Below are 22,476 nucleotides of genomic sequence, written 5' to 3'. Positions count from 1 at the left end.
TCGGAAGTAATTTTGTTTAAATGGCTTAAAGTCAAATTTTCATAAAAGGTTAATATAAATTTAACATGACAAATATGCATAAATACTTGATTTAGATACCTTAAAAATGTACTTTTAACACAGAAAATTGCATTTCAAATATTCTATTTGGTTGACTGCTTCAAATGAGAATTATATTTCCACGAAGTGCAAATATCAGAAATAAATTTTTAAAATAAGATTTTTAGTTGTGCGTATGAATTCCCAGATTCCCCGAGTGCTACTGATTTCTTCATGCGGAACCACCAAAACTAAAGTAGAGAAACTTTTAAGCAAAAATGGGTTCCTGATTGAAAGAGTTAGTCAGATTGAAGAAATAGACGGTTTTTTTAGAGAAAATTGCGTTGATGCTATACTTTGCGACCAGATGATCAACGGTAGGGCCGGAATGGACCTTTTCCAACAATTCCAATTGGCTTTTCAGGCTACCCCATTCTTTTTAATCATGAATGAGTTTGATGCCGACGAGGTGATGATTGCCTTGGAGGTCGGAGTGACCAATTTGATTTTCCCTCCATTTTCAAAAACCTCCCTAATTGGCAAGATTGAAAATGAGCTGATCAAGCGAAAAAATGCCAACCTCTTTAAGGTTAATGAGTTTGCGGAGCTTTTTGAGGAGTCGCTGGCTTTGAAGATATTGATGCGGGACGATAAGATTTTTAAATGTAATGCAGCCTTGACTGAAATGAACCCTGAATTTTTTGGCGCCGCTGAGGGGAAAAGTTTTGAGGAGGTTTTTGATGTAGAGCTCCACAAAAGCAATCGGTTAAATATAAAAAGACTTCAATCGGGGGTTTCCAATATTGTAAAGCTCAACCGAGTGAAATGCAAATATTCCGATTGTCTCTTTGATATGTTGCTTTTTAAAGGCAGTCAGGGTGAGCAGGGCGAATATTTGATAGAACTTACATTACTGGAGAAGTGGAATTCGAATGATAATTCCGAAGAAATTAAGCTTCCTGCTGGGGTGCCTGTGAATTATGAGGCGATAGGGGAAAAAGTCCATTTGACGGATAGGGAGTTACAGGTGCTGGAGCTTTCCGCTGCCGGATTGCCTATCAAGGTAATAGCCGAGGAATTGAGTGTGTCCAACCGTACAGTTGAAAAGCACCGGGCCAATATTATGGAGAAGCTTGGGGCCGGAAATATTATAGAGGCGATCATCGCCTGGTATGTTCAGATCGGTGTGATAAAAGGGCCCAATTCTGAAAGCCATTTGAAAAGCGGTGTCCTAAATTAAACCTGTCCATATCCATTAAAACATATAGCTCCTGCCTACAAGCGGGAGCTTTTTTAATTGGCGAGTAAAATTTTTCGCAGCGATCGCAGCGAGAAATCATTGTGGGACTCGGCAGAGGCGGGATCGAAAACCGATGCCTTGCCGCCGTGTTTTGGATCGAAGTGAACTCTTGACGCAAAAAAATGGGACACAGACCTGCCTGCGCAGGCAGGGTTCCGCTGAGTTTTATGGAGTTTCTCAGAGCTTGCCTTTGCTGCAAGCAGGCCTGTCTGCCGACAAAGGCAGGTTTCCTTCATCGCGGAGATATAGGGAGTGCTTGGAAAAAGGGTCAATTAGATTAGAACTTGACTATGCTACAAGATTTATTTTTGGATTGACTACTAGGCTGAATTCTGGAATTGACTGAGTGATTATACGTAGACGATTTTTTAGCCTTTAGACGATTCTTTTGCATACGCGGTTTAAGTATTGTTAAATGTATTTCCAAGATATTAAAAAGTAATTGGTAGGTAAAAACCCTTATGTAATGTTGAGGATTTTTAGGGTAAAATTACGTATTGTAGACCTTTTGGGCATTCGATACCTTTGTAAAAGAAGCTTACGAAAAGCGTTTTAAGATATTCGAAAAGCAAATTTTTAAATACAAAGGTCATGAATTATTTCTTCATTCTTCCGCTCCTTATTTTAGGCTGCTCAGTGAGTTTTTCCAGCCAGGCGCAACAATCTAACGATAAGAAAAGCAAAGGCAGCACCGCTGTCAATTCCGAAGCCTCTCCCGGCGACACGCTTACCATCAAATCTTATGGTCCAAACAACCAGGTGAAGATCGATACCCTCTTGGTGAGCGGAACCGACACCCTGAAAGTGATCAACGGGCGCACGGTGGGCGAGATCAACCAGAAGGGAGAAATCAACAAGGTGGAGATCAACCATAAAAGACACCCCAACAATACTTCCGGCCAAAAGGTGACCATCACCCAAACCGGCAGCAACAACAGTGTCAAAATCAACTCAGGCAATTAATTTATGTATAATCAATAAAAATCAATTTACTCAATTTTAACTTTTAACTTTTATTTATTATGAAAAAAACAAGTTTAGTTTTCGCGATGTTGTTTGCCGGCGGCTTTGTGTTTGCCCAAGGTAGCAATACTGCCACTGTGGAACAGAATGGTAATAATCATGAGGCTGAGGTAAATCAGACGGGAATTAATAATAACAGCTCTGTATTAATAACAGGTGGAAATGGATCTCTAGTAAATGTAGATCAAGTAGGAGTGTCAAACTCGGCAAGTTTTGTAGGTAGTGGAAGTGTAACTGGTACCCAACTTCAGGTGGGAAGTAACAATAGTGCAGTTGCTGGGTCAAATGGATTCGGTAATAATTCCGTAATTAACCAGATTCAGTTAGGAAATAGGAACTCTGCAGATGCAAGTAATTGGTCTCAATCTAGTAATAACTTTGTGGATCAAACTCAAGTTGGGAATGACAATACTGCACAGGCTAGAAGACTGAGAGGGTTTGACAGAGTTGAGGTGACCCAAACTCAGTTAGGTAACAGAAATACTGCGTTATTAAATCCAGAAGGTAGTGGTCAGTATTATGCTGATGGTGGGTTTGTAAGACAAATTCAAATTGGAAATGATAACACCTCTACCGCAAGTAGAATACAAGGAGCTGGAAGAATTAGTGGTACTATAATTCAAGAGCAATATGGTTCTGATAATATATCTACCTTTAGGTTGGGGGCTGATGCCGATGCGAGATCTTTTCAATTCGGAAATGAAAATGAAGCTTCAATTGATCAAAGAGATGGATTCAATGTTGGTTTTATTTCTCAAGTTGGAAATCTGAATGAGGCTTCTGTATCTCAAGAAGGTGGTGATAATGATGCATCCGTTTACCAGTTCGGATCTGAAAACGAGGCGGCAATAGATCAGTCTGCGGAAAACAATATGGCTGGTGTTTATCAGTTGGGTAATAGAAATGAGGCTTCAATTGATCAATCTGCTAGAGATAATAGTGCTGACATTTATCAAGCTGGTAGAGACAACTATGCATCCATAGCTCAGTCTGCTCGGGGTAATGACGCTCTAATCAAGCAAGCTGGTTCTGATAATAACGCTAGCATTGATCAATCTGCAAGAGAAAACGAGGCCTCAATTTATCAGCTAGGTAGAAACAATATGGCTTCTATTGATCAATCAAGCGGAGGCAATGATGCTACTATTAAGCAGGCGGGTTCTGACAACGAAGCTACTATCTCACAAGTAAGCGGCTCTAATTCTGCATATTTGTCTCAGTGGGGTAAAGGAAATGAAGCTTCAATTGAGCAAAGCGGTGGGCATGATGCTTTGATTAAGCAAGCCGGCAACAACAATATGGCATCAATTGATCAGTCTAATAGCTGGCTTGGAGCTGGTAGCGATGCTACAATCAAGCAGTATGGGAATGGTAACGATGCTTCTATTACTCAAGCTTCAACATTATTTGCAAGTAATTCCGCAAGCATTATGCAAAAAGGCAATGGTAATGATGCTTCAATTTCTCAGAATTCCACTTTAATAGGAAACACTGCAGAAGTGACCCAAAAAGGTAATGATAACTTCACTCTTGTTAAACAAGGTGGAGGTAGCAATATGGCAACTGTATTCCAGCAAGGTGGTGCAAACAGAGCATATGTTAATCAGTATACAGCTGGCAACACTGCAACTGTAACTCAAATGGGCAATGGTAACGTAGCGAGAGTTACTCAAAGATAATAATTGCAGATACTTACATTAAAAAAGGGAATAGCTTCTATTCCCTTTTTTTGGTAACTTTATCTTTTTCAGAAAGTTGTTTTTATGTATTAAATGATTGAGCTATGAAAAAGTCTTCAGTTTTAATTTTTACTTTCTTTCTGTCTATTACCATTTCCCTTGCCCAGCAAGAGGAAGAGCTTACTAGATGGGATCAAATTGATCTCATAAATGTGCAGGCTATTGATCTATTCATTCCTGTAGTAAGTTCAAACGCTGCCATAATCCGTCAAATAGGAAACAATAATGAAGTGGATTTAAACCAAACTCAGCAGGGACTTCATTTAAACCAAGCCATAATATTGCAGCAGGGGAATCAGAATAAATCTATTCTAGGTCAAAGCGGCTCTGGCCTTGCGACGATCCTTCAGCAAACCGGCAATCATAATCAGTTTAATTTAGGAATGTTAGGGGCCTTTATTCAAGTCAGTGCTTCACAAAATGGAAACCGTAACCAAATTAGCGGGGTAGTTGCAAATAGTAGTGCTACTCCATCCACTCTAGACTTAAGTCAGATTGGAAATAATAATCAAATTGAAGTCAATTTGATTGGAGGAAATCTCGGCGCCACTCCCGTGGTGATCAATCAACAGGGTAACAATCAAAGGGTGAGAGCCAATCAGGATAGTTTTTCTTCCCCAATCAAGATTACCCAAACTCCAGGAGCTGGAGGTGCGGGTATGCAAGTGAGCGTAACTTCTTCCCAATTTGGGATGCCAGTTAGATGACCGCATGTCTTATTAATACTTAAGTTGGGTAATTTATTGGTGTGAAATGCAAATTACACTTGACATTCCTGAATAAAATGTATTTATTGCAAGTGTTCTGCCATTTTAGTCAGATTAGTTTTGTTTTGAGTATCATGAGAGTTTTTTTTAGTTTCATATTATTTTTCATCCTTTTTCCGGCTTTTTCGCAGACGGAAGGCACTTCCGAGGTTTTAAAAAATGATACAGTTCCAGTTCAGGAAGCTCCGGAGTCTTTAAAGAATTTGTTGCAAGATATTATTGAGGGGGAGGTAAAAAAAACAAAGCGGGATGCGGAAGTTGAGATCGATGGGCTTTTGATCGATGAAACTAAAACGAAAAGTGGAAGAGATTTTTTTGACCTATTCTATAGAGATTGGGATCCACCCGAAGAAGCTAGAAACTATTCCATTTTGGTGGAGGAAAAACCATTTCGGATGAACATCACTATGGTTGAAATATACATAAATGAAACCATGGTTTTCCAATCATTTTTGCAGCCCAGGGCGGAATTTATAGAAAATCTAGCAGCAGAATCCGTTGAAACCACCCAAATGTACCTGCTTCAATATGAGCAAATTGTCAGGGACATGGAAGGAGAGGAAAGATCAGGAACAGGAATATTTTAATTTTAATAGTAGAGTTATGAAGAAGTTTTTACTAGTATTTGTTTTAGCATTTCCCTTTTGGATTGGAATGAGTGATGCCCAGCAATTGGTTTATCGGCCAATCAACCCAGCTTTTGGCGGAGAAACTTTTAATTATCAATGGATGCTTAGCTCAGCCCAAGCTCAAGATACCTTTACGGATCCTTCTGCTGATGCTTTTGGATATGGGAGAGACCCTATGGAAGATTTTGCAGAAAGCCTAAATAGGCAAATCCTAAGTAACTTGGCTAGGGAAATAGTTACACGCCAATTTGGGGAAGAAGGCCTGCAGGAAGGGAGTTACCAATTAGGCGATTACCTTATTGACATTGGCGGTGGCGGAGGTGGACTTAATGTGTCCATACGAGATTCCCGTACCGGAGCCACCACGACTGTTGAAGTACCCCATTTTTAGAGTATAACCCAAAAGATTAATGAGAGTATTTTTAAAAAGCTCTTTAATAAAGAGCTTACTGAGTATAGTTTGTCTATTTTACATTTCCGCTTGCTCCCCTTCCTTCTATCAACCTTTCAATGATAGGGATGCTACTTTGGGGCCGGAGACGAGGATGAAAAGAGAGTTATTGGACCTGCCGGAGCCTAAAGAGCCCATAGTAGTGGCAGTGTACAAATTCAGGGATCAAACCGGGCAGTATAAGGAAAGCAATATGGGTGCCAGCTGGTCGACGGCCGTGACCCAGGGCGCCACCAATATCCTGATCCGTGCCTTGGAGGAGTCCAAATGGTTCGTGCCCATTGAGCGCGAAAACATCAGCAACCTTCTGAACGAAAGAAAGATCATACGCTCAAGCCGTGAGCAATATGAAGGCACCAACAATGTACTCCTGCCACCTTTGCTTTTTGCCGGAGTGTTGTTGGAAGGCGGGATCGTTTCTTATGAGACCAACGTATTCACGGGTGGTGCCGGGATGAGGTATTTCGGGGCCAATGCATCTTCCCAGTATCGGGAAGATAGGGTTACCATTTACCTTCGGGCCGTATCCACCAGTAACGGGAAAGTCCTGAAAACAATTTATACCACCAAGTCCATTCTTTCCCAGGAAGTATCCGCAGGCTTTTTCCGATATGTGAAATTCAGAAGGCTCTTGGAAGCCGAAACTGGCTACACCTACAATGAGCCCACTGAAATGGCCATCACGGAAGCTGTTGAAAAAGCAGTACACAGTATGGTGTTGGAAGGTGTAATGGGGAATATCTGGGAACTCAAGGAGGAGAATGATACTACCAAGATGTTGCTTGATCAATATGTAATGGAAAAATCCGATAATGTGGAGCACGACTATATAGGAAGGCTTCACCGATATGACCACCGATCCTCCTTCTACATCGCTCCAAAATTTACCACCCAATCCTATTTGGGTGATTATTCAAGAAGTACGCCCCAAACGGGTTTTGCAGCCAATTATGGTTTTGGGATTTCAAACAGCTTGTTTGTGGATGGGAACCTGGGCTACCAGCAGGTCAATATCAGTGATGTGGTCAATTCTAGGGAGTTTTATGGAACTGCTGGCGTAAAATACATCGCCAATCCATCGGGGAGATTGTCGCCCTTTGCAGCTGTTGGTGCAGGGTCATACTTCAACTTTGGAAACAATATCGCGCTTTCCAACCAGCCTTGGTTTCCCTTTATCAACTATTCAGCTGGATTGGAATATGTTTTTGGCAACAAAACCGCCTTGGTGGGGGAGGCCTATGTAAACCAGCACCTGAGCGATACCTATGACGGGGTAGTGGCAGGCAGCTTCAATGATGTCATCCTAGGCTTCAGATTCGGAATTAAAATGTATATCGGAAATTAACAGTAAAATGAAGTATATAAATTATTTGTGTTTATTGGCAATCAGCTTTTCTTTTTTGGGTTGCGAGCTTGAGAATATCGATATCGATCGATTTGGAACAATAACCGGTGTAGTCGTTGATGGGGAGTCCTATGAGCCGCTTTCTGGCGTACAGATTACCACCACCCCAGCAAGTACCAGTGTGCTTACCGATGAGGAAGGCACCTTTCAGTTGAACAAGGTCCGCTATGGGGATGTGGTGATCAATGCCCGCAAAAAGGATTTTTTATCGGGGACTATAAATATCGCTGTATATGAAGAGGAGAACACCAACCTCACTTTTTTCCTTCTTGAAGACGACCGCGATGTAGGGAATGTAGTGATTTATGATCCTGTTCCGGGTAATGGTGCCGTGGATCAGCCACTATCTTTCACCTTCCAGTGGAATGTAGATCAGGACAACAGGGACAGGGAGCTTGAGTACACCGTATATATCTTCCAATCCAACTCTACTACCCAAACCATCGTAGGGGAGAACCTCACAACCACCGAGGTCGTGGTGGCAGATCTTCAGCCGGCAACTACCTACTTTTGGTATGTAGTGGCTAAGCATGACGGAAGAAATGTGGCCAACAGCCCGACATGGACATTTAGAACAGGCAACCCATAATAATCCTATTCACGTTTAACCACAGCTTGTTCCACAGAACCGGGTCTTTGATCCGGTTTTTGTGTTTTGTTGCGGTAAGGTTTCACGCCCGCCTCCCGGAGGGCAGGCAAAGAGCGCAAAGCATACTGCAAAGAGCGCAAAGGTTTGTGCTTTCAAATCATAAGCCTTAAACTTTAAACCTTAAACAATAAAAAATGGGTCACTAAGTCACACAGCCTGTCCCGAGTAGCGTAGCGAATCGGGAAAGTTAAAAAAAGGCCCAAAGTCCTCTTCGCAGTGAACTTTCCAAGTATGCCTCATGCACTTCTTACCTATTACTATTCAACTAGCCAAGCTGCTATGCACAAAAAAAGGCACCTAACTAAGTTAAGCGCCTTTTTATGATAATAAATATTCTTACTTCTTAATCCATTCCCAAGAAATCCACTTCGAATACCAACACTGAATTGGCTGGGATGGGGCCTTGATCACGGTCTCTGTAGGCATGAGGAGAAGGGATAATTAATACAGCCTTGGAACCACTTCGAAGATTTCTAAAACCATAGCTGAAACCGGCAATTCTTTGATTAGAATTTAGCACAAAAAAATCAGGCTCATAAACTTTTTCTTCATCAAAAAGACCATGCTCACGAGCTACATTTTCTAAGGTAGTTTCAAAAATTGTCCCATCAAGTAGCCTTCCAGTGTAATTGGTATAAATAACGCTTCCAGTAGAAGGCTTATTAAGTGTGCTTTCTTCTTGAATAAGAATTACAGTGCCACTTTCGTCTTCTATCTTTTCTACATATTCGTAAGGATTAGTTGCTAAATAATTTTCAATCCTTTCTCTATCTCTAGTCAGGTTCCCCATTTCATCATACTGCTCCCCAAATTCAAACTGGTCGCAGGAAAAGGCAAAAACGGCTACTACTGCCCAAATAAAACTTCTTTTCAACATCATATTTCTTCTTCTGGCGCATCCGGAATGCTTACCAATTCAATATCAAATCTTAGCGGGGTGTGAGGTTGGATAGATCCGTCTCTTGATCCTCCAGCTCCATAAGCATAAATGGAAGGGATCAATGTGGTTACAGTTTCGCCTACTTTCATATTAAAAACTGCAAAATCAAATCCTTCAATCACCTGCCCAAATCCAAAAACATAACCCCATGGCACGAAGGGTGCTTGTCTGGTGATTCCATGCTCCTGAGCAACGGAATCTACTGATGTATCGAAAACTCGTCCGTCCAAAAACCTGCCTGTGTAATTAACATACACACTGTCGCCTTGTTGTGGGCTTCTGCCGTTCTCTACCTCGTTATGCCAGATCATTACGATACCTGTACCGCCATCTTTTTCAGTTTTTACACCTGCGATGGGAGTTTCTTGCATGTATTGTTCAATACTTGTAATATCTCTATCACGAATATTCTGGAGAGACTCCTCGTCATTGATACAGGCTGCAAAAAGCAGTGCCGAGCCTATGATCGCTAAGAATGATTTTTTCATAACTGTATGCTAACTAATTGGTAAAATAAAGCCTTCGCTAATATAAGACGAAGGCTTTAAGTTTTTATTTTACGTCTGTAATTTCAACGTCAAATACCAAAACTGAATTTGGTGCGATCACCTCACTTGCCTGGCGGCTGCCGTAAGCCAAAGGTGAAGGGATAAGCAATTTGGCTTTAGAACCTTTTCTCAACAACTGAAGACCTTCGTCCCAGCCCTGGATCACTCTGCCTGCTCCTACTTGTACCTCGATCGGCTCATATCCGCCTCTTCCTTCGCTGTAGATGCCCTGCTCTCTGGCGATGTTTTCACGGCTGGTGTCAAACACCCTTCCGTCCAACACATAACCGGTGTAATGAACCTTGGCCATGTCGCCGGCGCTCACTTCCTTACCGGAACCTTCTTCTTCAATGACGTAGAAAAGGCCTGATTCTGTCCTGTTGGCGTTCAGATTATTTTCGGCAATATACTCTTCGATTAGCTGGATGTCCGTTTCGGTCTGTTGCATAGACTCTCTGGCCTGTCTTTCCTGCTGCTCTTCAGCCATGGCGGTGAAGAAATCCTGGAAGGCTGCTTCGTCCAATACGTCAACCACACCAATTCTCAATCTGATGATTTCTTCAGCAGTCAAGAATGGAGGCACGCCGAATCCACCAAACATTTTCTCAGCGGTGGTTTCTACCAAGATACTGTCACCTTTCTTAAGGTTCATGAAGATCTCATCAATACCCGTCTGGGCCTGGGCTGAATCGTTGTATTGCAAGTAAGCGGGAGCGTGTTGCTCGTAGCTGGAGATGAACGTGGAATCGTTCTCGTTTTCTGCAGTGAAGTGGTACAATACGTATTCACCGTTGTTTGGAGCCTTGGAGCCCTCCTTGATGTACTTGTACTCAGTGCCATCAGCAGTGGTTGCTTTTCTACCCCTGTCACAGCTGGATACCGCTACGGCTGTAGCCAGGATACCCCCGGCTAGGATCAAATTCTTAATGTTTCTCATCGATTAATTCTAATTGATTGAATAGGGATTGTTTGTTTTCTTTAATTAATTTCTCAAATCTTTCCACTGTATCGGGCAGGGAATCCTGGGATTTGCCCCCGGAAGCGTTTTTATGTCCTCCTCCGTTGAAATATTTTGCGGCAAATTTGTTCACGGCCACATCTTCAGTTGACCTGAAGCTAATCTTTACACCGTCCTTGCGCTCTGTGAAAAGGGCGGCGATCTTGATTCCGTCCAAGGATAGGGCGTAGTTCACCAAACCTTCGGTGTCGCCTGTCTGGGAGTTGTATTTTTTCAGGTCTTTTTTGCTAATGGTAAAGTAAGCCGTCTGGAGCTCTGGCATGATGACCAGCCTTCTTGAAAGGGCAAAGCCAAGGAACTTAAGCCTATCCACCGAGTTGGTATCATAGATCAGACGGCTGATTTTGGAATTGTCAGCCCCTAACTCAATCAGTTCGGCGGTTACCAGATGGACATTTTTGGTGGTGTTGGGATGCTTGAAGCCTCCCGTGTCGGTCATGATGCCGGAGTAAAGGCACTCGGCTATATCGCAGTCGATCAGGTCTTTGTCACCGATTTTGACAATCAGTTCATAGATAAGTTCGCAGGTGGCTGCAGCTTTGGTGCTGTGATAGGCAAAATCAGCGAAATCCTCAGGGTCTTGGTGGTGGTCGATGTTGACCTTGTAGGCGCTGGATTCCCTGATGTAGGGTTCCATGTCGTATGTTCTGCTCAGGCAGCTGAAATCCAGCCCGAAAATGATGTCAGCCTCTTTGATTTTATCAATTGCAATAGGTTGATGCTCCTCGTTTTCGAAGTTGAGGACATCATCGTTGCCCTTCATCCAGGCCAAAAAAGAAGGATAGTCCGAGGGTGTGATTACGGTGACCTCGTGGTTCTTCTTTTTTAGGAAGTTGGCCATCCCCAGTGAGGAGCCAAGTGCGTCAGCATCAGGCTTGTGGTGGGTGGTAATGACAACTTTTTTTGGTGAAGATATTTGTTTTTTAAATAACTCTAAGTCTTGCATGTGTAATGTTTTGGCTGCAGTATCCAGCACATAGGGTGCAAAGGTCTATATTATTTTCGAATTTTCCCAATGGGGATAACCGCCTATAAATGAAACCCATAAGGTTTATTTCTGGTAATTGGTTCGGACTTTACGTTAAAACCCGTAAATTTGTGCCCTATTTTAAACCTAGAAAAAAATACACAAAATGGCAACTAATAGAACATTTACTATGATCAAGCCTGATGCGTTTGGCGCAGGCAATACTGGAGCTATCCTTAAAATGATCCAAGATGCTGGATTCAAAATCGTAGCCATGAAGGCCACCAGGTTGTCAGCTGAACTTGCGGGCAAATTCTACGAAATACACAAGGAGAGACCTTTTTACAATGACTTGGTATCTTTCATGTCTTCTGGTCCAATCGTAGCAGCTATCTTGGAAAAAGACAATGCAGTAGAAGATTTCAGAAAGCTTATCGGTGCCACCAACCCAGCTGAAGCTGCTGAAGGTACTATCAGAAACATGTTTGCCAAATCTATCGACGCCAACGCCGTTCATGGTTCTGACTCTGACGAAAACGCCGAGATCGAAGGCAACTTCTTCTTCTCCCAAGCTGAAAGAGTATAACGGAAAGTTAATTGCTTAGTATAATTAACCGCAGAGGCGCAGAGCCCACGGAGATATTATTTCTCCACTGACTCTGATTCTCTGCGGTTTTTTTAATTTACCGCAAAGAGCGCTAAGTAACGCAAAGTTTGTTGCGAGCTTGTTTAACCGCAGAGGCGCAGAGGATTCAGAGATCGCTCCACTCCTCGGGACAAGTTCTGTGGTTATTTTTAAAATTGCGATTAAAGCATTGACTAAAAAACTTTGCGCGACTTTGTTTCTTTGCGTTTGATTTTTTTGGTTCTCCCCCAAGTTTGATGAGAGCTTGTTAAACCGCAGAGGCTAAGAGGATTCAGAGATCGCTCCGCTCCTCGGTACAAACTCTGAGGTTATTTTTAAAATTGCGATTAAAGCATTGACTTAAAAACTTTGCGCGACTTTGTTTCTTTGCGGTTGATTTTTTTGGTTCTCCCCAAAGTTTGATGAGAGCTTGTTTAACCGCAGAGGCGAAGAGGATTCAGAGATCGCTCCGCTCCTCGGGACAAACTCTGAGGTTATTTTTAAAATTGCGATTAAAGCATTGACTAAAAAACTTTGCGCGACTTTGTTTCTTTGCGGTTGATTTTTTTGGTTCTCCCCAAAGTTTGATGAGAGCTTGTTTAACCGCAGAGGCGAAGAGGATTCAGAGATCGCTCCGCTCCTCGGGACAAACTCTGAGGTTATTTTTAAAATTGCGATTAAAGCATTGACTAAAAAACTTTGCGCGACTTTGTTTCTTTGCGGTTGATTTTTTTGGTTCACCTCAAAGTTTGATGTGTGTTTGTAAAACCACAGAGGCGCAGAGGCCATGTTTCTCTGAGCCTCTGTGGTTTTTAATTTTAACGTAATCACTTCACCTGAAGCACCAAATCATTCTGCTCCACCATGTCGCCTTCCTGTAGGATGATCTTTTCGACTTTGCCGGCGGCGGAGGTGCTGATGGTGCTTTCCATTTTCATGGCCTCAATGACAAAGAGAGGCGTGTTTTCCTCTACGGTGTCGCCTTCCTTGACCATGATGGCCGAGATCCTTCCCTGTAGCGGTGCTCCGATATCGCCAGCGCTTTCGATTTTTTTGTTCGACACTTTCAAGGCTTTCACTTCTTTGTCCTTCACCTGGATCCTTCTGGCCTGGCCGTTCAGCTCAAACGAAACCAATCGCATTCCCAAATCATCAGGTTGGGAGACGAACAGCAGTTTGATGATGATGACCTTGCCGGGGCCAATTTCCACCAGGATCTCCTCATTTGGCTTCAAGCCGTAAAGAAAGGCCAGGGTCGGGATCTTGCTAGGGTCGCCGTATTCCTCACGGAAGGCTCTGTAGTCCTTGAAAACTTTCGGGTATAGCTTGTAGGACAAAAAGTCCAGCTCGGAATTGAAGTCCCCAAATTCCTCCCGAAAGGCTGCCATTTCCTTGTCGAAATCAATCGGGGTCAGGTGTGCATTTGGCCTGTCGGTAAAAGGTTTGGCGCTCTTGAGGATCACCTGCTGCAATTCCTTGGGGAATCCGCCCTCTGGCTGGCCCAGGTCACCCTTGAACAAGCCCACCACTGATTCGGGGAAGGATAGCTCCTTGCCCTTTGCCAGCACGTCTTCCTTGGTCAGGTTGTTGGAGGTCATGAAGATGGCCATGTCCCCCACCACTTTGGAGCTTGGGGTCACCTTGACGATGTCGCCAAACATCTCATTGACGATCTCGTAATTTTTCTTCACCTCCTCAAACTTATCCTCCAAGCCCAAAGCCGAGACTTGGGGACGTAGATTGGAGTATTGCCCGCCTGGGATCTCGTGATGGTACACTTCGGCAGTACCAGCTTTCAATCCGGATTCAAACGGATAGTAGAGTTCCCTTACATCCTCCCAATAATTGGAGAATTTGTTTAAGCCATCCAGATCCAATTGATTTTCCCTTTCAGTTCCTTTGGTATAGGCCAAAATGGAGTTGAAATTGGGTTGGGAAGTCAGGCCCGACATGCTGGCCAGGGCCACATCCACCACATCCACTCCGGCCTCCATGGCTTTGAGGTAGGTGGCCGACTGTATGCCGCTGGTGTCATGGGTGTGTAGGTGGATCGGCAGGCTGACATTTTCCCTCAGGGCATGAACCAGCTCCTGGGCTGCATATGGTTTGAGCAATCCGGCCATGTCCTTGATCGCCAGGATGTGGATGCCCTCATCCTCCAGCCTTCTGGCCAGGTCTATATAATATTGTAAGGTGTATTTCCTGTTTTCGGGGTTCAAAATATCATTGGTGTAGCAAATTGCCCCTTCGGCAAGCCCGCCGGTTCTTTCCTTCACCGCCTTGATGCTCACCTTCATTGCCTCCAGCCAGTTGAGGGAATCAAAGATCCTGAAAACATCCACCCCGTTTTCCCAGGATTTCTCAATGAACTTTTCGATCAGGTTGTCAGGATAGGCGGTATACCCCACCGCATTGCTGCCTCTGATAAGCATCTGAAGCAGGATGTTGGGAACCGCCTTTCTGATTTGCTGTAGGCGTTTCCAGGGGCTTTCATGTAAAAAGCGCATGCATACATCGAAGGTCGCTCCGCCCCATACCTCCATGCTGAATACCTCAGGATGGTTTTTGGCAAAAGCCTCGGCTACTTTCAGCATGTCGATGGTGCGCACCCTAGTGGCCAATAGCGACTGGTGGGCATCCCGGAAAGTGGTGTCGGTAAAGTGCAGGGCCTTTTCCTTCTTCAGCCATTCTGAAAAGCCATTAGGCCCCAGCTCGGTCAGGAGGTCTTTCGTCCCTTTGGGGTAACCGCTGTATTTGTCAAAAACCGGGACTTTCGGGTTCCTGAACTTCTTATTAGGGTCCTTAAATTTGACATCAGGGTTGCCATTGACCACCACTTCGGCTAAGTATTTAAGGGTGTTGGTACCTCTGTCCTTTTTTCTTGGAATGCTAAACAGCTCCGGATGGTTGTCAATGAACTTGACAGTGGCTTTTCCTTCGTAAAAAGTAGGGTGGGAAATCACGTTTTCTAGGAAGCCTATATTGGTCTTTACCCCGCGGATCCTGAATTCCCTCAAGGTCCTGCCCAAACGCTGGCTGGCTCCTTTGAGCGTACGTCCCGAGGCGGATATTTTCACCAACATACTGTCGAAGAATGGCGAAATCTTTACACCTGGATAGCTACTGCCCTCATCAATCCTTATCCCAAAGCCGCCGGCGTTACGATAGGCGATGATGGTCCCGTAGTCGGGTTTGAAGCCGTTTTGGGGGTCCTCTGTGGTGATCCGGCATTGTATGGCAAAACCGTTGGCCACTATTTCTTCCTGGCTGTTGATGAAAATCTGCGGGTGGGATAGCTCCAGCCCGCTGGCTACTAGGATCTGTGTCCGCACGATATCAATCCCGGTGATTTCCTCGGTGATGGTATGCTCCACCTGAATCCTGGGATTCACTTCAATGAAGTAAATCCGCTCGTTTTTGTCAACCAGGAATTCTACCGTGCCCACATTGTTGTAATTCACTTCCCTGGCGATGGAAAGCGCATATCCATAAATTTTGTCTTTGGCTTCTTGGGATAAAGTGGCACTCGGGGCCACTTCCACTACCTTTTGAAAACGGCGCTGAACAGAACAGTCCCTTTCAAACAGATGAACTAGGTTGCCATAATTGTCCCCCACTATCTGCACTTCGATGTGCTTGGGGTCGTCGATGTATTTTTCAAGGAAAACGGTGTCATCTCCAAAAGCTTTCAATGCCTCATTTTTGGCATCCAGAAAGGACTGTTTGAAGGCTTTTTCCTCCCGCACCACTCTCATACCTCTGCCTCCACCGCCTGCCGCAGCCTTGATCATCACCGGGAAGCCGATCCTGTTTGCCTCAGAAAGGCCAATTTCCACATCAATCAGCTCTTGTTGGCTATCTTCTATGATGGGCACCTGGGATTTGATGGCTACTTTTTTGGCTGCCACTTTGTCCCCGAGATTTTCCATTACCTCAGGTTCCGGTCCCACGAAAATGATCCCTTCCTCCTTGCATCTTCTGGCAAACCGCACGTTTTCGGAAAGAAAGCCGTAGCCCGGATGAATGGCGTCTACCTGGTTTCTTTTGGCCACGGTAATGATTTCCTCTATATCAAGGTAGGGCTTGAGCGGTTCCTCGTCCTGCCCCACCTGATAGGCCTCATCGGCTTTATAGCGGTGCAGGGAGTACCTATCCTCGTAGGTGTAAATAGCAACGGTACGGATTTTTAGTTCGGAGGCCGCCCTCAATACTCGGATGGCAATTTCCCCCCGGTTGGCCACCAGGAGTTTGTGAATCTTGTGAATAGGCATAAAAGTAAAGCTTTTTAAAAGTTATGCGTTTTGGGTTTAAAATTAATTTGCATATCCTTAACTGGTAGACCTGGCTCTAAAGAGGCAGGACGGAGGACCGAAAAAGGTTGTCTCTAGCATTACACCCAGCATTTGGCAATTTTGCCGAATTATAGGTGCAGTCATGGATATACATTAAAGTTTTTAACAAAAAGGCGATCTTGTTATGAAATTAAGAATTATCAAACGATTTCCTTTGTGTTGGGTGTTATAAAACTTTGCCTATTCAAAAATTAAACCAATTTTTTGGTACTAAATACTAGATTTTACTTTTCATGTTGGCAGGTTGTGATTAATAACCACCGAGGCGAGAAGGGCACATAGAAAATGTTACAACCGCAAAGATTTGAAAGATTCGCAAAGAAAAAATGGGGCGTGACGACTTTTAACTTCTTAATATCTACTTCTAACTCAATCTTCGCGCTCCTCAGCGATCTTTGCGGTAGATTTATTTCTCCGGATCATCGTGGTTATCTTGTCAAGTCTTAAATTTTATTTGACTCTCTTTCCCAGCTTTTCAATTTTTCTCCGTGAAGTAGCCTTTGTGAAACTTCTTTTAAACTTTGTGTCCGTTGTGGCCATTTGTTTGGTCACGTACTTCTAATCCCGTACTTCACACTCCCCTTCAGTCCACTTGGTCACTCCATTATTTAGGGCGACACAATCGTTGCTGTAGGTTTTGTTGTCACAGCCGCACACGGGGTCATAGATCATATAGCAGGCTGCTTCGGGGTTGATTTTGCTTTTGTCGATGCAGCCCGCTACGGTGGTGGGCTCTGGGGCTTTGCACTGGAAGGCCAGGCAGGTGATGGCAAATAGGGAGACGGATAATCTTTTCATAAGTGCTCTTTTATCCATAAACGGATGTGGGTAATCAAACGCTACTTATTTTTCCGGTTTCCTTTTTTGAAGAAGACCTGACGGATCCATTTAGGCAAAAATATGGCACCAAGAATCAAATACGGGTAGTAGGAAAGAAGTCTCCAGAGAATGCTCGTCACGAATGTGTAACCGGGCAAAAACTCTGCGAAAAACTGGGCAAAGAAAAACTCGGCCGTACCGCTGCTGCCCGGAGTGGGGGAAACCATCATCACGATCCACATGATGATCTGTCGGGCAAAGATGATGATGTGGCCAAACATGTCCACCGACTTGTAAGCCGAGATCAGCGCATTGAGCATCAGGTAGCGGGCAGACCAGATAAATACGGTGGCACCCACTACTGAAAGCCAATATTTGTAGTTTTTATCCTTAAAAGTTTCACTGGCTTCTATAATCTGGTTTCCGTAATCATTGGCGTTGGATTTCCACTTTCGGATCCATTTGATGGAAAAAATCTTCATCAGGATCCATTTGAATACCCTTGGCCTGTAGAATAAAGCCGCCGACATGACGATGGTATAAATGGCATATAGGCTATAGCTGATCCAGAAAAGGTATTGTATGCTGGTCCCCAGCCGCAGCTCCATCATCCGGGTGTCGGGAAAGATATGGCCTTTGGCCAAATACAGGATGATGGGTGCTCCTATGACGAAGAAAAGGTTGTCCAAAATGGCGGTAAGCATGACAAAGGCCAGAGCCTTGCCGAGTTTGATGCCCTCCTTGTGCAGGATAAATACCGCCACCGCCGTACCCCCAACAATCGATGGGGTAACCGCCGAGGCAAACTCCCAAAGGATGATCACATAAATGGCCCTCACCCAGGAGAGTTTCTCATCGGTAATCTTCCGGATACGGTAGACATATCCCGCATCCCGCATCAAAATAAACAGCAAAGCCAATAAAACGCCCCCTACTGAAGCATCAAACACGCCCTTTAGCGTCTGCGCGTTGACTTTGGGGTCTAAGTAAAACATAAGGAACACAATCCCGAGCCCGATAGCCACGGGTACCCAAACCTTATTGGGGTTTAAGGTCTTGAATATCTCCTTATTATCTAATCTCATATTACAGTACGGGGACTTCTTCTACTTTCTCCACCCAAAAATTGTTGAAACCCTCTCCAATTTTAATTGTAACCAAAGATAACTGTAATAATTCCAATATGGCTAAAAAGGTATAAATCACGAAGATTTTATCCGGCTTGTAGGAGATGAATTGGGTAAAGGGGACCCTGTCAGAAAAGCTGAGTTTTTCCAGGACGAAGTTTTTCTGCTGGTCAATGGTGTAGGGGTATTGGATTACCGTGTGGGTGGTTTCATCTGTACGGTTGGCATATTTGGCCATTACCCTTTGGAATACCCTGAGGAGCTTGTAGAGGTCGAGGTCCTGCATTTCGGCGTCCACATTGTCCACGTTGCTCATGGCTTTGAGCTCGTCGAGCACGTTGCCGCGGGATTTCCGCGATAGGCGGTTTTCCTCCATGGTGGACAGCTCCTGGATCACGGACTTGTACTTTTTGTACTCCAAAAGGTGCTTGATCAATTCTTCCCTGGGGTCAATTTCCTCCCCGTCCTCATTCAGCTCGGGCCTTGGGATGAGCATTTTGGATTTGATTTTCATTAAGGTGGCGGCCACCAAGATGAATTCACTGGCGACTTCTATTTCCAGTTTCTCCAATTGATGGATATACTGCAGAAATTCGTTGGTGATTTTGGAGATGGGAATGTCATAAATATCCAGCTCATCCCGCTCGATGAAGAAGAGCAAAAGGTCGAAAGGACCCTCGAATAATGGTAATTTGATTTCGAAACTCACTGGATATATTAAAATTGTTGTATTTTTGCCAATCTAATTGAATTCAAAGATATTACATAAATAGAAAAATAAATATTTGACTGTAAAAAAGTAAGGTTTAAAGTTTTTTGGCCGTATGTTTGACGAGCCTGAACAAACCTTTCGGGTTTAAGTTATTTATTTCAAAAGAACCAAGTAGATGTTGATAGAACCTGGAAAATTGCTTGCCCAAATCGACAGCCCAGCCGATTTAAAGAAATTCAACAAAGATCAGCTTGTACAGATATGTGATGAACTTCGACAGTTTATAATTGACAATGTATCGGTATATGGCGGGCATTTTGGAGCAAGTTTGGGTGTGGTGGAGCTTACTGTGGCTTTACACTATGTAATGGAAACCCCCTATGACCAGCTGGTATGGGATGTGGGCCACCAGGCATACGGTCACAAAATCCTTACCGGACGCAGAGACCAGTTTCATACCAACAGACTATATAAAGGTCTATCAGGTTTTCCAAAAAGAAAGGAAAGCAACTACGATACTTTTGGAGTTGGGCACTCCAGTACCTCCATTTCTGCTGCTCTTGGGATGGCCATGGCCTCCAAATACAAGGGCGAAAAGCAGCGTCAACACATTGCCGTAATCGGTGACGGCTCCATGACAGGAGGGATGGCTTTTGAAGCCATGAACCATGCGGGTGTTTCCGATTCCAACATGATCATCATCCTGAATGACAACTGTATGTCCATCGACCCCAACGTAGGGGCGTTGAAGGATTATCTAACTGACATTACTACTTCCCATACATATAATAAGGTAAAAGACGACGTTTGGAAGCTGCTAGGCAAGTTTAGCAAATTCGGCTCAAGCGCTCAGGAGGTGATCTCCAGCGTGGAGCACGCGATCAAGTCGGCCTTGTTAAAGCAAAGCAATTTATTTGAATCCCTGAATCTCCGTTACTTCGGACCGGTAGATGGCCACGATGTGGATCATCTGGTGGAGGTGTTGAGTGATTTGAGAGATATCCCCGGACCAAAAATCCTACACTGTGTGACGATAAAAGGTAAAGGATATGCCTTGGCTGAAAAAGACCAAACCAAATGGCATGCACCGGGCAAATTTGATAAGATCACCGGGGAAATTGCCAAAAAAGTACATACTACTCCTCAGGCACCAAAATATCAGGATGTGTTCGGCCATACTTTGGTAGAATTGGCGGAAGCTGATGATACCATCATGGGGGTGACACCTGCCATGCCATCGGGTTCTTCCATGAACATCATGATGGATGCGATGCCTGACAGGGCTTTTGATGTGGGGATTGCCGAGCAACATGCCGTGACTTTTTCGGCAGGATTGGCCACCCAGGGATTGAAGCCATTCTGTAACATTTACAGTACTTTTATGCAACGCGCCTATGATCAGGTTTTGCATGATGTGTGTTTGCAAAATCTACCCGTTGTTTTCTGTTTGGACAGAGCAGGATTTGCAGGAGCAGATGGGCCTACCCACCATGGGGCGTATGATATCGCCTTTTTCCGATGTGTGCCTAATCTGGTAGTGGCAGCGCCAATGAATGAAGAGGAGTTGCGAAATATGATGTATTCCGCAGCCAAATATAATGGACCTTACTCTATCCGATACCCACGTGGCCAGGGAGTCATGCCTGACTGGAGACAGCCCATGCGTGAAATCCCAACCGGTCAGGGTAGGATTGTGAAAGAAGGAGAAGAAGTAGCGGTCTTAACAATCGGTCATATCGGTAACTATGTGACGGAGGCTGCTGAAAGCTTGGCTAAAGACGGGCTAAATCCTGCGCATTATGATATGAGGTTTGTCAAGCCACTTGACGGAGATCTTTTGCATGAGATTTTTGGGAAATTTAAAAAGGTAGTAACTGTTGAAGATGGCTGCTTGATGGGTGGGTTTGGAAGTGCAGTGCTCGAGTGGATGATCGACCACGGATATCAGGCCCAGGTAAAACGTTTGGGTATTCCTGATGAGGTGATTGAGCACGGAGAGCAGATTCAGCTACACCGAGAGTGTGGATTTGATCCGGATGGTATAGCTGATGCGGTGAGGAGTTTGCATGAGGTTACAGTGAATGTGAAATATTAAGGTAGAAATATTTTAATAGAAATAGGGAAATTAGGAAATAGTGAAATATAAGGGGGGAGCCGCATCGAGAGTTGCGGTTTTCCTGTTTATACTAGGTTAGTATGCCTATGGAAATTGCTTACAATGATTTGGGGAATGGGCAGCCGCTCATATTTTTACACGGCTTTTGCGAAAGCAAGGAGATGTGGAAGGCATTTGAGGAGGCTTTTTCTCCCTTCTACAGGGTGCTGTGTCCAGATCTGCCAGGATTTGGAGAAAGCCGCTGGTATGAGGAGGAGGTCAGTTTGGAACAGGTGGCTGTGATGTTTGAGGAATGGATGGAGGAATTGAACCTGGAAAAACCCATCCTGATTGGCCACTCCTTGGGGGGCTATGTGGGCTTGGCACTTGCCGAACTTATGGGAGAGAGACTTGGTGGGCTTGGCTTATTCCACTCCACAGCTTTTGCCGATGATGAGGAAAAAAGGGGTGTCAGAAACCGGACCTTGACTTTTGTGGAAAAGCATGGGGTGGAAAAGTTTGTCACCTCATTTGTCCCGTCCTTATTTCCCGATTACAGGAGGGAAGAGCTTCAGGATAAAATTGATTATGTGCTCAGATTGGCTCTCAAGACCTCGTATCCAGGTTTGATGGCCTATACTAAGGCCATGCGTGATAGAAAAGAGCGGTTAGAGGTATTAAAGAGCTTTCGCTCTCCCAAGATGATGATCGCTGGGCAAGTGGATGCTGCCATCAAGCTTGAAGACAGCCGAAAGCATGAGGCTTTTGTGGATTTCTATTTTGAGCTTCCCGAAACCGGGCATATGGGGATGTTTGAGCGGGAAGAGAAGACCATTGAGGTAGTGGGGAAGTTTCTCGGTAGGTACTGTCGTCCTTCCATCATCTCGACCGAAGCAAATAGGAGTGGAGAGATCTAAAAACGTATATTGGACTTCCCCAATCAGTCTAGTTGTTTTCCCTATGTTTCTCCCATGCCTCTAATATCCCATTAACCATAGTGGACCCGACGAGGACCCGAAGGGGAGGCGAGTTGGAGGGGTAGAGGGGATAGGATATGAGTAGGGGTTAGGCTTAGACTGTCAATCTCAATTTGTCCCATGGCAATAGCCCGGTCTATAGTAGACATTTTAGAAGTATAAATATCTACTTCAGCGTCCTTTCCAAATTGGTTAATAATATCCTCAATTGAGTCAAAATCAGTTTTATCCGTTATTACAGTAGGCATACCTGTTTTTTATTTTAACAACGTATTTCAACCAGATTGTTCCTAT

At 44.2% G+C, this 22,476-nt stretch carries 21 protein-coding genes; 11 read left to right on the top strand and 10 right to left on the bottom strand.

Translation table 11 applies throughout. The features are described from left to right. Positions 1-235 precede the first annotated feature (235 nt). From KI659_RS10060 to KI659_RS10025, 8 genes are all read left to right on the top strand, one after another. Positions 236-1,279: a response regulator transcription factor gene (locus KI659_RS10060; protein ID WP_213945216.1), complete on the top strand. Its 1,044-nt coding sequence runs from the start codon at positions 236-238 to the stop codon at positions 1,277-1,279. Between the two features lie 651 nt (positions 1,280-1,930). Further along, complete coding sequence (locus KI659_RS10055; protein WP_213945215.1) at positions 1,931-2,302, top strand: hypothetical protein; 372 nt, start codon at positions 1,931-1,933, stop codon at positions 2,300-2,302. 59 nt (positions 2,303-2,361) lie between these two features. Then, positions 2,362-4,041, top strand: a complete 1,680-nt coding sequence (locus KI659_RS10050) for a hypothetical protein (RefSeq protein WP_213945214.1) — start codon at positions 2,362-2,364, stop codon at positions 4,039-4,041. Between the two features lie 104 nt (positions 4,042-4,145). Then, on the top strand, positions 4,146-4,808 hold the full coding sequence (locus tag KI659_RS10045; protein WP_213945213.1) for a hypothetical protein: 663 nt from the start codon (positions 4,146-4,148) through the stop codon (positions 4,806-4,808). 134 nt (positions 4,809-4,942) lie between these two features. Further along, entirely contained in the window at positions 4,943-5,455 is a 513-nt protein-coding gene (locus KI659_RS10040; RefSeq protein ID WP_213945212.1) for a CsgE family curli-type amyloid fiber assembly protein, read from the top strand. Positions 5,456-5,471: 16 nt separating this feature from the next. After that, positions 5,472-5,888, top strand: coding sequence for a curli production assembly/transport component CsgF (locus KI659_RS10035; RefSeq protein WP_213945211.1), 417 nt, complete (start codon positions 5,472-5,474; stop codon positions 5,886-5,888). Between the two features lie 19 nt (positions 5,889-5,907). Then, positions 5,908-7,293 carry a CsgG/HfaB family protein gene (locus tag KI659_RS10030; RefSeq protein ID WP_213945210.1) on the top strand — a complete coding sequence of 462 codons (1,386 nt, stop codon included), beginning with the start codon at positions 5,908-5,910 and terminating at the stop codon, positions 7,291-7,293. A gap of 7 nt (positions 7,294-7,300) precedes the next feature. Then, entirely contained in the window at positions 7,301-7,942 is a 642-nt protein-coding gene (locus KI659_RS10025; RefSeq protein WP_213945209.1) for a carboxypeptidase-like regulatory domain-containing protein, read from the top strand. 403 nt (positions 7,943-8,345) lie between these two features. Here the strand turns inward: KI659_RS10025 and KI659_RS10020 are convergent, their stop codons facing one another. The 4 genes from KI659_RS10020 to KI659_RS10005 all read right to left on the bottom strand — a co-directional run bounded on the left by KI659_RS10020 (position 8,346) and on the right by KI659_RS10005 (position 11,454). After that, positions 8,346-8,882, bottom strand: a complete 537-nt coding sequence (locus KI659_RS10020) for an FKBP-type peptidyl-prolyl cis-trans isomerase (protein WP_246535351.1) — start codon at positions 8,880-8,882, stop codon at positions 8,346-8,348. Next, positions 8,879-9,430: an FKBP-type peptidyl-prolyl cis-trans isomerase gene (locus KI659_RS10015; RefSeq protein ID WP_213945208.1), complete on the bottom strand. Its 552-nt coding sequence runs from the start codon at positions 9,428-9,430 to the stop codon at positions 8,879-8,881. The genes KI659_RS10020 and KI659_RS10015 overlap by 4 nt, the downstream gene beginning before the upstream one ends. Positions 9,431-9,494: 64 nt before the next feature. Next, positions 9,495-10,427: an FKBP-type peptidyl-prolyl cis-trans isomerase gene (locus KI659_RS10010; protein ID WP_213945207.1), complete on the bottom strand. Its 933-nt coding sequence runs from the start codon at positions 10,425-10,427 to the stop codon at positions 9,495-9,497. Beyond that, a complete protein-coding gene (locus tag KI659_RS10005; RefSeq protein WP_213945206.1) occupies positions 10,414-11,454 on the bottom strand; it encodes a DHH family phosphoesterase in 1,041 nt (346 codons plus the stop codon). Before KI659_RS10005 ends, KI659_RS10010 begins: the two co-directional genes overlap by 14 nt. Before the next feature lie 187 nt (positions 11,455-11,641). On the opposite strand from KI659_RS10005, the gene KI659_RS10000 reads away from it, so the two are divergent. Next, positions 11,642-12,061 (top strand): nucleoside-diphosphate kinase, encoded by a 420-nt coding sequence (locus KI659_RS10000; RefSeq protein ID WP_213945205.1) that lies wholly within the window; start codon positions 11,642-11,644, stop codon positions 12,059-12,061. Positions 12,062-12,460: 399 nt separating this feature from the next. Here KI659_RS10000 and KI659_RS09995 read toward each other — a convergent pair whose 3' ends face one another. The 5 genes from KI659_RS09995 to KI659_RS09975 all read right to left on the bottom strand — a co-directional run bounded on the left by KI659_RS09995 (position 12,461) and on the right by KI659_RS09975 (position 19,107). After that, positions 12,461-12,841, bottom strand: a complete 381-nt coding sequence (locus KI659_RS09995) for a hypothetical protein (RefSeq protein ID WP_213945204.1) — start codon at positions 12,839-12,841, stop codon at positions 12,461-12,463. Positions 12,842-12,927: 86 nt separating this feature from the next. Continuing rightward, on the bottom strand, positions 12,928-16,371 hold the full coding sequence (locus KI659_RS09990) for a pyruvate carboxylase (RefSeq protein WP_213945203.1): 3,444 nt from the start codon (positions 16,369-16,371) through the stop codon (positions 12,928-12,930). Between the two features lie 639 nt (positions 16,372-17,010). Continuing rightward, entirely contained in the window at positions 17,011-17,250 is a 240-nt protein-coding gene (locus tag KI659_RS09985; protein ID WP_213945202.1) for a Kazal-type serine protease inhibitor family protein, read from the bottom strand. Positions 17,251-17,291: 41 nt separating this feature from the next. Further along, the gene (locus tag KI659_RS09980; protein ID WP_213945201.1) at positions 17,292-18,356 is read right to left on the bottom strand and encodes a lysylphosphatidylglycerol synthase transmembrane domain-containing protein; all 1,065 of its coding nucleotides are present in this window, start codon (positions 18,354-18,356) and stop codon (positions 17,292-17,294) included. A 1-nt stretch (position 18,357) separates the two neighbouring features. Further along, a complete protein-coding gene (locus KI659_RS09975) occupies positions 18,358-19,107 on the bottom strand; it encodes a segregation and condensation protein A (protein WP_213945200.1) in 750 nt (249 codons plus the stop codon). 178 nt (positions 19,108-19,285) lie between these two features. Between KI659_RS09975 and dxs the strand changes: the two genes are divergently transcribed. Together dxs and KI659_RS09965 are read left to right on the top strand one after the other, a co-directional pair. Next, positions 19,286-21,205 (top strand): 1-deoxy-D-xylulose-5-phosphate synthase, encoded by a 1,920-nt coding sequence (gene dxs, locus KI659_RS09970; RefSeq protein WP_213945199.1) that lies wholly within the window; start codon positions 19,286-19,288, stop codon positions 21,203-21,205. 101 nt (positions 21,206-21,306) lie between these two features. Beyond that, on the top strand, positions 21,307-22,122 hold the full coding sequence (locus KI659_RS09965) for an alpha/beta fold hydrolase (protein ID WP_213945198.1): 816 nt from the start codon (positions 21,307-21,309) through the stop codon (positions 22,120-22,122). 71 nt (positions 22,123-22,193) lie between these two features. Here the strand turns inward: KI659_RS09965 and KI659_RS09960 are convergent, their stop codons facing one another. Then, positions 22,194-22,430, bottom strand: a complete 237-nt coding sequence (locus KI659_RS09960) for a hypothetical protein (RefSeq protein ID WP_213945197.1) — start codon at positions 22,428-22,430, stop codon at positions 22,194-22,196. Positions 22,431-22,476 lie beyond the last annotated feature (46 nt).

Origin of the sequence: Litoribacter ruber, assembly GCF_018449405.1 — a bacterium.
Classification (GTDB): Bacteria; Bacteroidota; Bacteroidia; order Cytophagales; family Cyclobacteriaceae; genus Litoribacter; species Litoribacter ruber.
Note: the sequence above shows the minus strand (reverse complement) of the source record. Positions and strands in the feature narration are given on the sequence as shown.

Bases quoted from the DNA above. Each gene is read 5' to 3' on its own strand.
- KI659_RS09960 (WP_213945197.1), bottom strand. From the start codon at position 22,430: ATGCCTACTGTAATAACGGATAAAACTGATTTTGACTCAATTGAGGAT.
- KI659_RS10000 (WP_213945205.1), top strand. From the start codon at position 11,642: ATGGCAACTAATAGAACATTTACTATGATCAAGCCTGATGCGTTTGGC.
- KI659_RS09980 (WP_213945201.1), bottom strand. From the start codon at position 18,356: ATGAGATTAGATAATAAGGAGATATTCAAGACCTTAAACCCCAATAAG.
- KI659_RS10030 (WP_213945210.1), top strand. From the start codon at position 5,908: ATGAGAGTATTTTTAAAAAGCTCTTTAATAAAGAGCTTACTGAGTATA.
- dxs (WP_213945199.1), top strand. From the start codon at position 19,286: ATGTTGATAGAACCTGGAAAATTGCTTGCCCAAATCGACAGCCCAGCC.
- KI659_RS10005 (WP_213945206.1), bottom strand. From the start codon at position 11,454: ATGCAAGACTTAGAGTTATTTAAAAAACAAATATCTTCACCAAAAAAA.
- KI659_RS09990 (WP_213945203.1), bottom strand. From the start codon at position 16,371: ATGCCTATTCACAAGATTCACAAACTCCTGGTGGCCAACCGGGGGGAA.
- KI659_RS10045 (WP_213945213.1), top strand. From the start codon at position 4,146: ATGAAAAAGTCTTCAGTTTTAATTTTTACTTTCTTTCTGTCTATTACC.
- KI659_RS10025 (WP_213945209.1), top strand. From the start codon at position 7,301: ATGAAGTATATAAATTATTTGTGTTTATTGGCAATCAGCTTTTCTTTT.
- KI659_RS09965 (WP_213945198.1), top strand. From the start codon at position 21,307: ATGCCTATGGAAATTGCTTACAATGATTTGGGGAATGGGCAGCCGCTC.
- KI659_RS09985 (WP_213945202.1), bottom strand. From the start codon at position 17,250: ATGAAAAGATTATCCGTCTCCCTATTTGCCATCACCTGCCTGGCCTTC.
- KI659_RS10020 (WP_246535351.1), bottom strand. From the start codon at position 8,882: ATGATGTTGAAAAGAAGTTTTATTTGGGCAGTAGTAGCCGTTTTTGCC.
- KI659_RS10015 (WP_213945208.1), bottom strand. From the start codon at position 9,430: ATGAAAAAATCATTCTTAGCGATCATAGGCTCGGCACTGCTTTTTGCA.
- KI659_RS10060 (WP_213945216.1), top strand. From the start codon at position 236: ATGAATTCCCAGATTCCCCGAGTGCTACTGATTTCTTCATGCGGAACC.
- KI659_RS10050 (WP_213945214.1), top strand. From the start codon at position 2,362: ATGAAAAAAACAAGTTTAGTTTTCGCGATGTTGTTTGCCGGCGGCTTT.
- KI659_RS10055 (WP_213945215.1), top strand. From the start codon at position 1,931: ATGAATTATTTCTTCATTCTTCCGCTCCTTATTTTAGGCTGCTCAGTG.
- KI659_RS10040 (WP_213945212.1), top strand. From the start codon at position 4,943: ATGAGAGTTTTTTTTAGTTTCATATTATTTTTCATCCTTTTTCCGGCT.
- KI659_RS10035 (WP_213945211.1), top strand. From the start codon at position 5,472: ATGAAGAAGTTTTTACTAGTATTTGTTTTAGCATTTCCCTTTTGGATT.
- KI659_RS10010 (WP_213945207.1), bottom strand. From the start codon at position 10,427: ATGAGAAACATTAAGAATTTGATCCTAGCCGGGGGTATCCTGGCTACA.